This window comes from Amycolatopsis sp. NPDC004378, from assembly GCF_053602455.1.
In genome coordinates, this window is the sequence record NZ_JBSGDR010000005.1 from 194333 (window position 1) to 206592 (window position 12260).

Below are 12260 nucleotides of genomic sequence, written 5' to 3' on the forward strand. Positions count from 1 at the left end.
AGAGTGGCGCGCCGGACGAGGCCGGCCCTTCCGAGGGTAGTCGCTCCGGCTCCCCCGCCTCACGGGTACGCGAAGATCGCACGCACAGGTAGTACGTACGTGCGTACTACCTCCATGGCAGCTTCGGGAAAATGACTGGATAGTCGTCGATGATTCGGTAAACATACGTGTATGACTTCCGCGACCAGACCCCGGCCTTCGCTCGCCGAACCGGCCGCCGACGCCGACGAACCGGTCCCCCTGCGGCGGATCGCCGGCCTGTTCCGCCCGCACCGCGGGGCCCTCGCCGCGCTGTTCGCGCTGATCGTGGTGCAGGCCGGGCTCGGCGTGACCTCGCCGTTCCTGCTGCGCGAGATCCTCGACGACGCCCTCCCGCACCGCGACACGCTGCTCCTCAGCTTCCTGGCCGGGGGGATGATCGCCTGCGCGGTCGGCAGCGCCTCGCTGGGCGTCGCCACCACCGGGCTGTCCAACACGATCGGGCAGCGCGTGATGAACGAGCTGCGCGTGTCGGTCTACGGGCACCTGCAGCGGATGTCGCTCGGCTTCTTCACCCGCACGAAGAGCGGCGAAGTGCTCTCGCGCGTGTTCAACGACATCGGCGGCGTCGACAACGTCATCACCACCACGGCCGGGTCGGTGGTGCAGAACCTGACGACGACGACCGCGATCACGGTCGCCCTGATCCTGCTCGACTGGCAGCTCGCGGCGCTGTCGCTGATCGTGGTGCCGCTGTTCCTGCTGTTCACCCTGCGCCTGGGCAAGAAGCGGCGGAACCTGGCCCGCGGCCGGACCCGGCGGATGGCCCGGCTGACGACGATGGTCGAGGAGTCCCTGTCCGTCACCGGTGTGCTGCTCGCCAAGACGATGGGCAACGAGCGGGCGATGCGCGAGCGCTTCGGCGAAGAGTCGCGGGAGATCGCTTCGCTGGAACGCGCCGCCGCGCTGGCGGGACGCTGGCAGATCGCGTCGCGGGCGATGAGCCTGACCGTGATCCCCGCGCTGGTCTACTGGATCGCCGGGCTGGCGATCGCGGGCGGCGCGTCGCCGATCTCGCTCGGCACCGTGGTGGCGTTCACCAGCATGCTCAACCGGCTGGTCGCGCCGGCCAGCGCGATGCAGACGATCGGGCAGAACGTGGCGACGTCGAAGGCGCTGTTCGGGCGGATCTTCGAAGTGCTGGACCTGACGGTGGAGATCACCGACAAGCCGGGCGCGGGCACGCTCGACGTGCGCCGCGGCGACGTCTCGATGCGCGGCGTCTCCTTCCGCTACGACGAAGACGGGCCGCTGACGCTCACGGACATCGACCTCGACGTCCCCGCCGGGACGACGACGGCGCTGGTCGGCTCGACCGGCTCGGGCAAGACGACGCTCGCGTACCTGGTCGCGCGGCTGTACGAGGTGAGCGGCGGGTCCGTGGAGATCGACGGCACCGACGTCCGGGACGTCACCCTGGCGTCGCTGGCCGCGGGCGTCGGGATGGTGTCGCAGGAGACGTACCTGTTCCACGACACCGTGCGGGAGAACCTGCGCTTCGCGAAGCCGGACGCGACCGACGAGGAGATCGAGGCCGCCGCGAAGGCCGCGCACATCCACGACACCCTGGCCGGGCTGCCCGAGGGGTACGACACTGTCGTCGGCCAGCGTGGCTACCGGTTCTCCGGCGGCGAGAAACAGCGGATGGCGATCGCGCGGATCCTGCTGCGCAACCCGCCGGTGCTCATCCTCGACGAGGCGACCAGCGCGCTCGACACCCGCACCGAACGCTCGGTGCAGGCCGAGCTCGACCGGCTGGCCGCGGGCCGCACGACGCTGACGATCGCGCACCGGCTGTCCACTGTGGAGCACGCCGACCAGATCGTGGTGCTGCACGAGGGCCGGATCGTCGAGCGCGGGACGCACGAGGAGCTGCTGGCGCGCGACGGGCGTTATGCCCGGCTGGTCCGGGGAACCGCCTAATCTGGGGGCCATGCACCCCGAACCCGACGTCGCTCCCCCGGTCAGCGCGGACCCCGAGCTGGCCGACCTGGCCCGCCGGGTGCGCGAGGGCGTCGGGCGGCTGAACTGGCGGATGCGGGCGGAACGGGACCCGAACGGGCCGGGCCCTGCGGTGCTCGCGGTGCTGAGCCGGCTCTACCGGGCGGGCACGCACACGCCGACGGAGCTGGCCGAGGCCGAGCGGCTGCAGCCGCAGTCGCTGACCCGGATCCTCGCGTGGGTGACCGAACGCGAGCTCGTCACGCGTTCGCCCGATCCGGCGGACGGGCGCCGGTCGCTGGTCAGCATCACCCCGGCCGGGCTGGACGTGCTGCGCGAGTACAGCATCCGGCGGGAGCGCTGGCTGGCCGGCGCGATCGAGTCGACGCTGTCGCCGACCGAGCGGCAGCTGCTGAGCCTGGCGTCGGAGCTGATGCTCCGCGTCGCGGACGCCTGAAAGCCGCCGCGGAGACCCCTCGATCCCTCCGCGGCGACCTTCACGACACCCCCCTGTTCGCACCACCTCCCCGTGGTGCGGCACGGGTCCCGGAACGGGCCGCTCCTCCTGTCGGCCCGCCCCGGAACCCTGGCCGCCCGGACGGCTCACCTCCCCAGGGGCCGTCCGGACTTCCCCCCTCTGCCGGCGATCCGGTATCCGCCGGCAGGACGAAGTCTGCCGCCCGGAGGCACCCGGCCAGCAGTGGGAGAACCCTCAATTACCCGTGGGTAGTAATACTCAAGACGTCTTCGCGCGCCCTCGCGACGCAGCTCGCGTCGCCGTCGTACGCGCCTTCGCGGCCCTCGATGCTGCGGCTTTGGCCTTCGCGACGGCCGCGTTGCGCGCGTCCTCCGCTTCGGCCGCGGTCTCCTGCAGCGCCGCCAGCAGCCGCGTGACGCCCTCGGCCTGCTCGGCGGCCGTCGGCTGGACGACTTCGGATCCGTCGATCTTCGCCTGCACCAGCGCCTGGAACGCCTCGCGGTAACGGTCGGGGTAGCGGCCCGGGTCGAACTCGCCGGTCAGCTCCTCGACGAGGTTCACCGCGCGCCGCAGCTCGCCGGGCCGGATGTCGACGTCGGCGTGCTGGAACGGGAAGTCGGGCGTGCGGACCTCGGCCGGCCACAGCATCGTCTCGAGGACGATCACCTGGTCGCGCACCCGCAGCGCGCCGAGCGTCTCGCGCCGCCGCAGCGCGACCGTCACGAGCGCGATCCGCCCGGACTGCTGCAAGGCCTCGCTGAACAGCACGTACGGCTTGGTGCCCGCCGGCTCCGGCTCGAGGTAGTAGCTCTTCGCGAACCAGATCGGGTCGACCTCGGCGAGCGGCGCGAAGCCGCGGATGGCGATCGTGCGGCCGGGCATCGGGAGCGACGCGAGCTCGTGGTCCGACAGCAGCACGACGTCGCCACCGGGGACGGGGTAGCCGCGGACCATCTCCTCGGGCGGCACCTCGGCGCCGTCGACCTCGCACACCCGCTTCACCCGCACGCGCCCGCCGTCGGCCTCGTGGACCTGGTGCAGCGGGATCTCGCGGTCCTCGGTCGCGCCGTACGCCTTCACCGGAATGGCGTAGCTGCCGAACCCGATCGTGCCCGTCCACACCGCGCGCATGCGAGCCACCTCCGCAGCTCCCAGGCTAGTCAGCCGCCCTCGCGCGAAAACAGCTACAAACGGGTGTCAGGTGCGACGGATTCGCTCACACATTCGAACGACGGCGTGACCTCGTCGAGCGCCTCGGCCGAACAGCGGGCCGCGATGGCCGCCGCGCGGAGCACCTCGGTGACGACCTCGACGTCCAGCGGCGGGGCCGCGACGAGCGCGTTCGAGCCGCCTTCGACGCGGGCGGCGAGGCCGGCCAGCGCGTGGGAGATGGCCTCCTGGCCGGCGACCAGGTCCGCGATGACGTCGATGAGCTCGGCGGTCGTGGCGCCCGGGCCGCCGCAGCGCAGGCCCGCGGCGAGCTCCTCGGCGCAGGACCGCAGGTGGGTGGCGACGACCGTCGGCGGCAGCGTCAGGTCCTGCATCACTCACCCCCTCGGGCCCGTCAGAGCAGCCATAGTGCCACCGCACCCGCCGGCACCGGAGACGACACACCGCCATCCGGATATTTGACCGATCGTTCTCGATAGGGCTAGGGTTTCGATCATGTCCCGGGTCAAGGAGTTCGACGTCGGCGAAGCCTGCGACGCCGCGCTCACGCTCTTCCGGCGTCAGGGCTACGAGGCGACGTCGGTCAACGACCTCGTCACGCACCTCGGCGTCGCCAAGGCCAGCTTGTACGCCACGTTCGGCACGAAGCACGACTTCTACCTGACGGCGTTGAAGCGCTACGCCGAGCGGACCGACGCGCGAGTGCTGGCCCAGCTGTCCGAGCCGGGGTCCGGCGTGGCCGCGGTGCGCCGGCTTTTCGACGGCTACCGGGCGGAAATCCTCGGCGACGAGACGAGGATGGGCTGTTTCGTCGTCAACGCGGCGATCGAACTGCTCCCCCACGACCCCGACGTCGCACGGCTGGTGGAACGCAGCTGGGACACCCTCGAGGTCGCCCTCACCATGACGCTGGAACGCGCTCGATCCCAAGGCGAACTTCCCGGCGGCAGCGACCCGGCGATGCTCGCGCGGTTCCTGCTCACCGTGCTGCAAGGACTGCGCGTCCTGGGCAAGAGCGCGGACGCGGCGAACCGGCTGGACGCCGCCATCTCGCAAGCAATGCGACTTATTCAAGACTGATCGGACCAGAAAGAAGGCGGGCAATGGGGGCACGGTTCACGGGCAAGGTCGTCCTGGTGACGGGCGGCGGCTCGGGCATCGGGAAGGCGGCGGCGCGGGCGTTCGCGGCCGAGGGCGCGACGGTTGTCGTCGCGGGCCGGGACGAGCAGCGGCTGGCGTCGGCGGTGCAGGAGATCGGCGGGGACGCGAGCGCGGTCACTGTGGACGTCACCGACTCCGCGGACGTCGCGCGGATGGTCGAGACGGTCGTCTCGCGGCACGGCGGGCTGGACGTCGCGTTCAACAACGCGGGCATCCTCGGGTCGCCCGCCCCGCTCGCGGACCTCGACGAAGACGACTTCGGCGCGGTGCTCGACACGAACGTCACCGGGACGTGGCTGTGCCTGAAGCACGAGGTCGCGCACATGCGGGCGCACGGCGGCGGCGCGATCGTCAACATGGCGTCGAACATCGGCGCGCACGGCCGCCTGCCGAACATGGCGGCCTACGCGGCGTCGAAGGCCGCGGTCAGCGTGCTGACGCGCACGGCGGCGCGCGACCACATCGCCGACGGCGTCCGCATCAACGCGGTCAGCCCGGGCGCGACCGACACGGAGATGTCGCTGCGGCCCGGTGAGACGGCCGCGGACCGCGCCGCGCGGCTGAAGGACGCGATCCCGCTGGGCCGGGTGGGGGCCACCGCCGAGGTGGCCGCCGCGGTGCTGTGGCTGGCTTCGGACGAAGCCGCCTTCACCGTGGGGCACGACCTGGTCGTCGACGGCGGCGCGACCGCCTGAGCGGCCCCACCCGGACCCGCGTTCGGAGTGGCCGGAACTCCTCCGGCGGACGTTCACGACTCACGGTTGCGCATGGTGACGTTCCCCTCTCGTGCTGGGACGGACTGGTGCCGGACGTGGTCAGGACTCGCGGTTGCGCACGGGGCTCTCCTTTCCGGGTGCAGGGGCTGGTCAGCACGGGTTCACGACTCGCGGTTGCGCACGGCGGTACTCCTTCCTGGCGCGGGGGCGGGCACGGCGATCAGGACTCGCGGTTGCGCACGGGCTTCTCCTCTCCGGGCGTCGGGACCGGTCAGCACGGGCTCAGGACTCGCGGTTGCGCACGGCACTGCTCCTCTCGGGCGAAGGAACGGGCGTCAAGGCGTCAGGACTCGCGGTTGCGCATGGCGGCGGCCTCCCTTCGCTGCTCCGATCGTGTGGCAATCATCGATCGCGGCCGCCCGGTGTGATGGGGTGGACGCGGATCGTCGGATCACCCAGGGGAGTTGCACCGCCTTGAGTATGGACGGCGCCCGACCGGCGGAACGCCACGCGGGCCGGATCCGAGGGGCGCTGAACCCTGCTCGCTGGACCCTCTGGCAGCAGCGCGGGTCGCTGATCTTCTACTGCTTCCTCGTCGAGTCCGTGGCGCTCGTGGCCACCGTCTGGACGGCCGCCGCGGTGCCCGTCCGGGCGTGGGACCTGGCCGTCTTCGGCGTCCTCGCCGGCCTCGGCGTGCTGCAGGCCGAGCTGGGCCGGCAGATCGAGCGCGTCCGCCGGCTGGTGTCGGACACCCCGCACATCAACCTGACGTCGGTCTGGACGTTCGCGGGCGTGCTGCTCCTGCCGCCGGCGCTGGTCGTGGCCCTCGTGGCCGTCCTGTACGTGCACCTGGCGACGCGCAGCCTGGCGCGCATCAAGCGCGTCCCGCCGTTCCGGACCACGCTGAACGCGACCCTGGTCGTCATCACCTGCTACTCGGCCGAGCTGGTCCTGAGCAGGCTTCACGTGCCCGACATGTACTCGGCGCTGACGTCGGGCTGGCGCGGCGTCACGGCGATCGCGCTGGCCGCGGCAACCTACTTCCTGGTCGCGGCGATCACGATCGTCCCGGCGTTGACGATCACGAAGCGCTCGGTGAAGGCGTTCTTCGGCGGCCTCGGGGACAACCTCCTCGAGGTCGCGACGCTGTGCCTGGGCCTGCTCACGGCGCTGACGCTGGCGACGCTGCCCGCGCTGGCCGTCGCGATCGTGCCGCCGCTGCTGGTGCTGCACCGGGCGGTGCTGATCAAGCAGCTGGAGATCGCCGCGACGACGGACGAGAAGACGGGCCTGTTCAACACGACCGGGTGGCACCTGCTCGCGTCGCGCGAACTGGCGCGCGCCCAGCGCAGCACGCGAAGCACGTTCGGCGTGCTGATGATCGACCTGGACTACTTCAAGCTGATCAACGACGAGCACGGCCACCTGGCCGGCGACACGGTCCTGCGCGCGGTCGCGACGACGATCAAGAACGCGGTCCGCGACTACGACTCGGTCGGCCGCTTCGGCGGTGAGGAGTTCGTGGTCCTGCTCCCGGACATCGGCCCGGCGGCGGTGCTCGCGGTGGCCGAGCGCATCCGGGCGGCGATCGAGAGCCTGAAGGTCGAGTACGAGGACGGCAGCCGCGTCCGCGTCATCGGCGCCCTGTCGGCCTCGATCGGCGTGGCGACCTACCCGGACGGCGGCACTGCCGTCGAGCGCCTGCTGCAGGCGGCGGACAAGGCCCTCTACCGGGCCAAGGACGCGGGCCGCAATCAGGTCGTCGACGGCACTGCGCCCGCCTGACCCACCCCGCTGTTTCCCGCCCTTGACCAGGTGACTTGTCATTTTTGCTCGGCTGAGCTAAATTTTGCTCATGCGAGCAAGAACCTTCACCGAGTCCGGCCGCCGAGCACAGATCGTGCGAGCGGCGATCGCCGTGATCGCCGAGGCCGGGTACGCGAAGGCGTCCTTCAGCCGGATCGCGAAGCAGGCGGGCCTGTCGAGCACCGGCATGATCAGCTACCACTTCGCCGGCAAGGACGACCTGCTCGCGGCCTGCGTCACCGAGATCGAAGAGATCACCGGGGCGTACATGCAGCCCCGCATCGACGCGGCCGTCGGCCACGTCGCGCAGCTGCGCGCCTACGTCGAATCGAACGTCGACCTCGTCGGGGAGCACCCCGCCGAGGTCCGGGCGCTGATCGACCTGGTGAAGAACGCCGGCTCGCAGAGCGCGAGCGTCAACGGGCGGCTCGCGCTGTTCGAAGAGCACTTCCGGACCGGGCAGGCGGCGGGCGCGTTCGGCCCGCTCGACGCCCGGACCACGGCGCTCGCCTTCACCGCCGGCCTCGACGCCGTCGTCGCCACGGCGGCCGCCGCCGGGCTGGCGCCCACCGAGCTCACGCGCATCGGCCGTGAGCTCGCCGACCTGTACGTGCGGGCGACCGCACCGGAATCCACTGGGGGAACCGCATGATGATCGAGCAGAAGTCCGAACCCGACGCCGGCCTGCGCCGGGTCGTCCGCGCCAACGTGCTGAACGTCGTGTTCGAAGTGGTCGTGCCGATGGCGCTGTTCTACGGCCTGCGCATCGCCGGCGTGAGCCAGTGGTGGGCGCTGATGGCGGGTGTCCTGGTGGCCGCGCCGTACGTGCTGTGGACCATCGCGCGCACCCGCAAGGTCGACCTCGTCGCCCTGGTCACGCTGAGCGTCCTGGTGCTGTCGGTGGTGCTCGGCCTGCTCTCCGACGACCCGCGCACGCTGGTGATCCGCGAAGGCTGGACAGCGGCGCTCGGTGGCCTGTTCGGCGCGTGGATGCTGGTCACGGTGTTCGTCGGCCGGCCCGCGCAGCTGACGCTGGGCCGCACCATCGCCGAGGTCAAGCGCGGCGCCGAAGGGGCGGAGGCGTGGGCGGGCCGCTGGGACACCGACGCCCGGTTCCGCCGCGGCCTGCGGATCAACACGGCCGCCTGGGGCGCGGTGCTGCTGGGCAGTGCGGTGGTGCACGTCGTGCTCGTCTACACCCTGCCGATCGACCTCATCGCGCTGGTCACCAACCTCGCGTGGTTCGGTGCGCTGGCCGTCCTGATCGCCTGGCACGTCTGGTACCTCCGCAAGGAGAACCTCGATGCCTGACGTCCTGGTCGCGGGCGCGGGCCCGACCGGCCTGCTGACCGCGTTCGAGCTGGAACGCGCCGGGCTCGACGTGCTGGTCCTGGAGCGGGACGCCGAGCCGCCGGCACAGTCGAAGGCGCTCGGCCTGCAGCCGCGGTCGGTCGAGGTGCTGGCCGACCGCGGCCTGCTCGCCGCGATCGAGCCGCACGTCCAGGCGAGGCTGCCCGCCGGGCACTTCTCGGGCCTCCCGATCGACTACGCCGACCTGCCGACGCCGTTCCCGTACCAGCTCGGCGTCGAGCAGGCCCACGTCGCGGCGGCGATCGAGGCGCGGCTGCGGACCCCGGTGCTGCGCGACGCGGCCGTCACGGCGGTGGCCCAGGACGACGAGGGCGTCACCGTCACCGCGGGCGGGCGCGAGCACCGGGCCGGCTGGCTCGTCGCCGCCGATGGCGGGCACAGCACGGTCCGGGCGCTGCTGGGCGCCGCGTTCCCCGGCAGCGCGGCGCGGATCTCCTTGGTCGTCGCCGACATCACCCTGTCCGCCAAGCCCGCCGGGCTCGCCGAGGCCTGGCAGCTGCCGTCGTCGGCGTCGGGCTACCTGCTGCCGCTGTCCGGAGGCCGCTACCGCACGATCGTCTACGGCGAGGAGCAGCAACGGCTCGGCCGCGACGAACCGGTCGGCGCCGACGAGCTGCAGCGCGCCCTGACCGCGGCGCACGGACCGGAGCTGCTCGTCGGCGAGGTGCTGTGGGCGTCGCGCTTCGGCGACGCGGCCCGGCAGCTCGAGCGGTACCGGCACGGCCGGGTGCTGTTCGCCGGTGACGCCGCGCACGTCCACCTCCCGGTGGGTGGCCAGGGCCTCAACCTGGGCCTGCAGGACGCGGCGAACCTCGGCTGGAAGCTGGCCGCGACGGTCCGCGGCACGGCGCCGAGCGACCTGCTCGACAGTTACCACGACGAGCGCCACCCGGTCGCGGCGCGCGTGCTGGTCAGCACCCGCGCACAGGCGGTGCTCGGCGTCCCGGACCCGGACGCGGCGGCCGTCCGGGAGGTCGTCACGGGGCTGCTGGCGGTCCCCGAAGCCCGCCGCGCCGTCGCCTCGGAGCTCTCCGGTCTCGGGGTGACGTACCCGGGAACGACGGGGCGTGCCACCGACGTCCCGGCGAGCCCCGACGGCCGCGCGGTCCTGGTCGGCACGTCCGTGCCCGCCGGGTGGGCCGGCCGGGTCGAGGGCCGCGAGGGGGCGGCACCTCGGCTCGTCCGGCCCGACGGATACGTCGCGTGGGCGGGCGGACCGGGCCTGGAAGATGCACTCCACCGGTGGCTCGGCGCGCCCGCCTAGGAAGCCGCGGCCAGGATCGCCTGCTCCACCTCGCGCCGCCACCCCGGCTCGATCCGGCCGCTGCGGGGTGTCACGGCGAAGGAGTCCACGACGGCACCGCCCAGCGTCGACACCTTCGCCCAGCGGACCTCCGCCTCGCAGCGGCGCAGCGCCCCGGCGACCCGGAACAGCAGGCCGATCCGGTCGGCGGCACGCAGCTCGAGGACCACCGTGTCGGGGCCGCTCGTCTCGTCGTCGAACCAGAGGACCTTCGGCGCGACCGCGTCGGGCGAGCCGTAGTCGCGTTCCTTCGCCGCCAGGCGCTGCGTCAACGGCAGAGTGCCGGCGACCGCGCGGGCGAACTGCTCGCGCAGGAGCGTCGCGTCCGGCAGGGAGCCGAACTTCGGGGACGCGGTGAAGACGCCCGCGCGTCCGCCGTCGTGGCCGCGCAGGACCGCCGAGTGCACCTCCAGGGAGTTCAGCGCCAGCACGCCCGCCGCCGGGGCGAGCAGTTCCGCGCGGGCCGGCACGGCCAGCAGGACCGTGACGACCTTGCCGTGCGCGCTGATCCGGATCTCGCCGGTGCCCGAGGCCACGGCCTGCGCGACGAGCTCGCGCTGTTCGTCGTTCATCGGCTCCGGCGCGGTGAACCCCTTGCCGCGCAGGACTTCCTCGCAGCCGGTGACGAGCTCGGCGAGCAGCCGCGCCTTCCAGTCCGTCCAGACGCCGGGGCCGGTGGCCAGCGAGTCCGCCTGCGTGAGCGCGTGCAGCAGCTCGACCAGGACGATGTCGCTGTCCAGGGTCTTCACCACCCGCGCCACCGTTTCCGGCTCGCTGATGTCGCGGCGCGTCGCGGTGTGCGGCAGCAGCAGGTGGTGGCGGACGACCGCCGACACCGTGCCCGCGTCCGCCGGGCTCAGGCCGAGCCGCGTCGCGACCTGGGCGGAGATCTTGGCGCCCAGCTCGGAGTGGTCGACGTCGCGGCCCTTGCCGATGTCGTGCAGCAGCGCGCCGATCAGCAGCAGGTCCGGCCGCGACACCGTGGTGGTCAGTTTCGCGGCCTCGACGCAGGTGCGCACGAGATGCCGGTCGACCGTCCACTGGTGCACCGGCGAGCGCGGCGGCAGGTCGCGGACCGCGCCCCACTCGGGGAACAGCCGGGCCCACAGCCCCGTCCGGTCGAGCGACTCGACCGCGTCGACCAGTCCCTCCCCCGCGCCCAGCAGCTCGACCAGCGCGTTCAACGCCTCCGGCGGCCACGGCGCCCGCAGCTCGGGTGCCGATTCGGCCAGTGCCCTGAGCGTGCCGAGCGCGATCGGCTTGCCGGTGCGGGCCGACGCCGCGGCCACCCGCAGCAGCAGCGCGGGGTCCTTCGCCGGGACGGCGTCGCGGGCCAGCGCGACCTCGTTCCCGTGCAGGACGACGCCTTCCGCGAGCGGGGTCCGCGACGGCCGTCGCCCGAACCGCGGCTTCGGCGGCTCCACAGTGGACCGGAGCGCGACGTCCAGCGCGTACGCGATGGTGCGGCCCGCGCCGGACAGTTTGCGCGCCAACGTGAACCGGTCGCCGAAGCCGAGTTCGGCGGCGACCAGCTCGGCCTCCGGCGCGGCCAGGACGTCCCGTTCGCGCCGGATCTCGCGCCGCAGCTCGGTGCGGACGTCGAGCAGAAGCCCTTTCGCATCAAGGAGTTCTTCGCCGGGGCGAGCGGTGAGCTGTGCCGCGGCCAATGCTTCCAGGACGGCGAAGTCCCGCAACCCACCCCGGCCGTGCTTCAGGTCGGGTTCGGCGGACTGCGCGATCTCCCCGCTGCGGGTCCAGCGCTGCCGGACCGACGCCGTCAGGTCGGGCAGCTGCTTGCGCGCCGTGCGGCGCCACTGGTCCCGCGCCGCGGAGACCAGCCGGCTCGACAGCTCGGCGTCCCCGGCGAGGTGCCGGGCGTCGAGCAAGCCCATCGCGGTGCGAAGGTCCTCCGAAGCGACCTTCAGCGCTTCGCCGGGCGTGCGCACCGAGTGGTCGAGCCCGACTTTCGCGTCCCACAAGGGATACCAGAGCGCGTCCGCGATCTCGCCGACGCCGCTGTTGCCGTTGTGCACCAGCAGCAGGTCGAGATCGGAGAACGGCACCAGCTCCCGGCGGCCGAGCCCGCCCACGGCGACCAGCGCGACACCCGGTTCCGCGGTGTCGACGCCGGCCGCCGAGGCTCCCCTGCCCAGCCAGAACTCGTAGAGGTCGACCAGGGCCGCCCGCAGTGCGGACGCCCCCAGCCTCCCGTGCCTGCCCTCGAGCAGTCGCTCGGTGGCCTTGACCAGTTCGCCCCCGTCGGCCATCCCGGACG

General features: G+C 72.7%; 11 protein-coding genes. 8 read left to right on the forward strand and 3 right to left on the reverse strand.

Annotated elements, in window-relative coordinates; all coding sequences use genetic code 11:
* Nucleotides 1-171 precede the first annotated feature (171 nt).
* Both ACWEN0_RS18510 and ACWEN0_RS18515 read left to right on the forward strand, forming a co-directional pair.
* Entirely contained in the window at nt 172-1962 is a 1791-nt protein-coding gene (locus ACWEN0_RS18510) for an ABC transporter ATP-binding protein (RefSeq protein WP_451974648.1), read from the forward strand.
* A 10-nt stretch (nt 1963-1972) separates the two neighbouring features.
* Complete coding sequence (locus tag ACWEN0_RS18515; protein WP_451974650.1) at nt 1973-2437, forward strand: MarR family winged helix-turn-helix transcriptional regulator; 465 nt, start codon at nt 1973-1975, stop codon at nt 2435-2437.
* 279 nt (nt 2438-2716) lie between these two features.
* On the opposite strand, the gene ku is transcribed toward ACWEN0_RS18515, so the two are convergent.
* Together ku and ACWEN0_RS18525 are read right to left on the reverse strand one after the other, a co-directional pair.
* The gene (gene ku / locus ACWEN0_RS18520; RefSeq protein WP_451974652.1) at nt 2717-3589 is read right to left on the reverse strand and encodes a non-homologous end joining protein Ku; all 873 of its coding nucleotides are present in this window, start codon (nt 3587-3589) and stop codon (nt 2717-2719) included.
* Between the two features lie 53 nt (nt 3590-3642).
* Nucleotides 3643-4002 carry a hypothetical protein gene (locus ACWEN0_RS18525; RefSeq protein ID WP_451974654.1) on the reverse strand — a complete coding sequence of 120 codons (360 nt, stop codon included), beginning with the start codon at nt 4000-4002 and terminating at the stop codon, nt 3643-3645.
* Between the two features lie 121 nt (nt 4003-4123).
* On the opposite strand from ACWEN0_RS18525, the gene ACWEN0_RS18530 reads away from it, so the two are divergent.
* The 6 genes from ACWEN0_RS18530 (at nt 4124) to ACWEN0_RS18555 (ending at nt 9946) form a co-directional block, all read left to right on the forward strand.
* Nucleotides 4124-4708 (forward strand): TetR/AcrR family transcriptional regulator, encoded by a 585-nt coding sequence (locus tag ACWEN0_RS18530; protein ID WP_451974656.1) that lies wholly within the window; start codon nt 4124-4126, stop codon nt 4706-4708.
* Between the two features lie 23 nt (nt 4709-4731).
* Nucleotides 4732-5484 carry a glucose 1-dehydrogenase gene (locus ACWEN0_RS18535; RefSeq protein WP_451974658.1) on the forward strand — a complete coding sequence of 251 codons (753 nt, stop codon included), beginning with the start codon at nt 4732-4734 and terminating at the stop codon, nt 5482-5484.
* 501 nt (nt 5485-5985) lie between these two features.
* Complete coding sequence (locus tag ACWEN0_RS18540; RefSeq protein WP_451974660.1) at nt 5986-7290, forward strand: diguanylate cyclase; 1305 nt, start codon at nt 5986-5988, stop codon at nt 7288-7290.
* 70 nt (nt 7291-7360) lie between these two features.
* Complete coding sequence (locus ACWEN0_RS18545) at nt 7361-7963, forward strand: TetR/AcrR family transcriptional regulator (protein WP_451974662.1); 603 nt, start codon at nt 7361-7363, stop codon at nt 7961-7963.
* Nucleotides 7960-8622, forward strand: a complete 663-nt coding sequence (locus ACWEN0_RS18550; protein ID WP_451974664.1) for a VC0807 family protein — start codon at nt 7960-7962, stop codon at nt 8620-8622. Before ACWEN0_RS18545 ends, ACWEN0_RS18550 begins: the two co-directional genes overlap by 4 nt.
* Nucleotides 8615-9946 (forward strand): FAD-dependent oxidoreductase, encoded by a 1332-nt coding sequence (locus ACWEN0_RS18555; protein WP_451974666.1) that lies wholly within the window; start codon nt 8615-8617, stop codon nt 9944-9946. Before ACWEN0_RS18550 ends, ACWEN0_RS18555 begins: the two co-directional genes overlap by 8 nt.
* Here the strand turns inward: ACWEN0_RS18555 and ACWEN0_RS18560 are convergent.
* On the reverse strand, nt 9943-12252 hold the full coding sequence (locus tag ACWEN0_RS18560) for a [protein-PII] uridylyltransferase (RefSeq protein ID WP_451974668.1): 2310 nt from the start codon (nt 12250-12252) through the stop codon (nt 9943-9945). The genes ACWEN0_RS18555 and ACWEN0_RS18560 overlap by 4 nt on opposite strands.
* Between the last annotated feature and the right edge of the window lie 8 nt (nt 12253-12260).

What these genes read in the sequence shown, in the direction of transcription:
- ACWEN0_RS18535 (WP_451974658.1), top strand. Translation starts at nt 4,732, where the DNA reads ATGGGGGCACGGTTCACGGGCAAGGTCGTCCTGGTGACGGGCGGCGGC.
- ACWEN0_RS18530 (WP_451974656.1), top strand. Translation starts at nt 4,124, where the DNA reads ATGTCCCGGGTCAAGGAGTTCGACGTCGGCGAAGCCTGCGACGCCGCG.
- ACWEN0_RS18550 (WP_451974664.1), top strand. Translation starts at nt 7,960, where the DNA reads ATGATGATCGAGCAGAAGTCCGAACCCGACGCCGGCCTGCGCCGGGTC.
- ACWEN0_RS18540 (WP_451974660.1), top strand. Translation starts at nt 5,986, where the DNA reads ATGGACGGCGCCCGACCGGCGGAACGCCACGCGGGCCGGATCCGAGGG.
- ku (WP_451974652.1), bottom strand. Translation starts at nt 3,589, where the DNA reads ATGCGCGCGGTGTGGACGGGCACGATCGGGTTCGGCAGCTACGCCATT.
- ACWEN0_RS18525 (WP_451974654.1), bottom strand. Translation starts at nt 4,002, where the DNA reads ATGCAGGACCTGACGCTGCCGCCGACGGTCGTCGCCACCCACCTGCGG.
- ACWEN0_RS18545 (WP_451974662.1), top strand. Translation starts at nt 7,361, where the DNA reads ATGCGAGCAAGAACCTTCACCGAGTCCGGCCGCCGAGCACAGATCGTG.
- ACWEN0_RS18510 (WP_451974648.1), top strand. Translation starts at nt 172, where the DNA reads ATGACTTCCGCGACCAGACCCCGGCCTTCGCTCGCCGAACCGGCCGCC.
- ACWEN0_RS18560 (WP_451974668.1), bottom strand. Translation starts at nt 12,252, where the DNA reads ATGGCCGACGGGGGCGAACTGGTCAAGGCCACCGAGCGACTGCTCGAG.
- ACWEN0_RS18515 (WP_451974650.1), top strand. Translation starts at nt 1,973, where the DNA reads ATGCACCCCGAACCCGACGTCGCTCCCCCGGTCAGCGCGGACCCCGAG.
- ACWEN0_RS18555 (WP_451974666.1), top strand. Translation starts at nt 8,615, where the DNA reads ATGCCTGACGTCCTGGTCGCGGGCGCGGGCCCGACCGGCCTGCTGACC.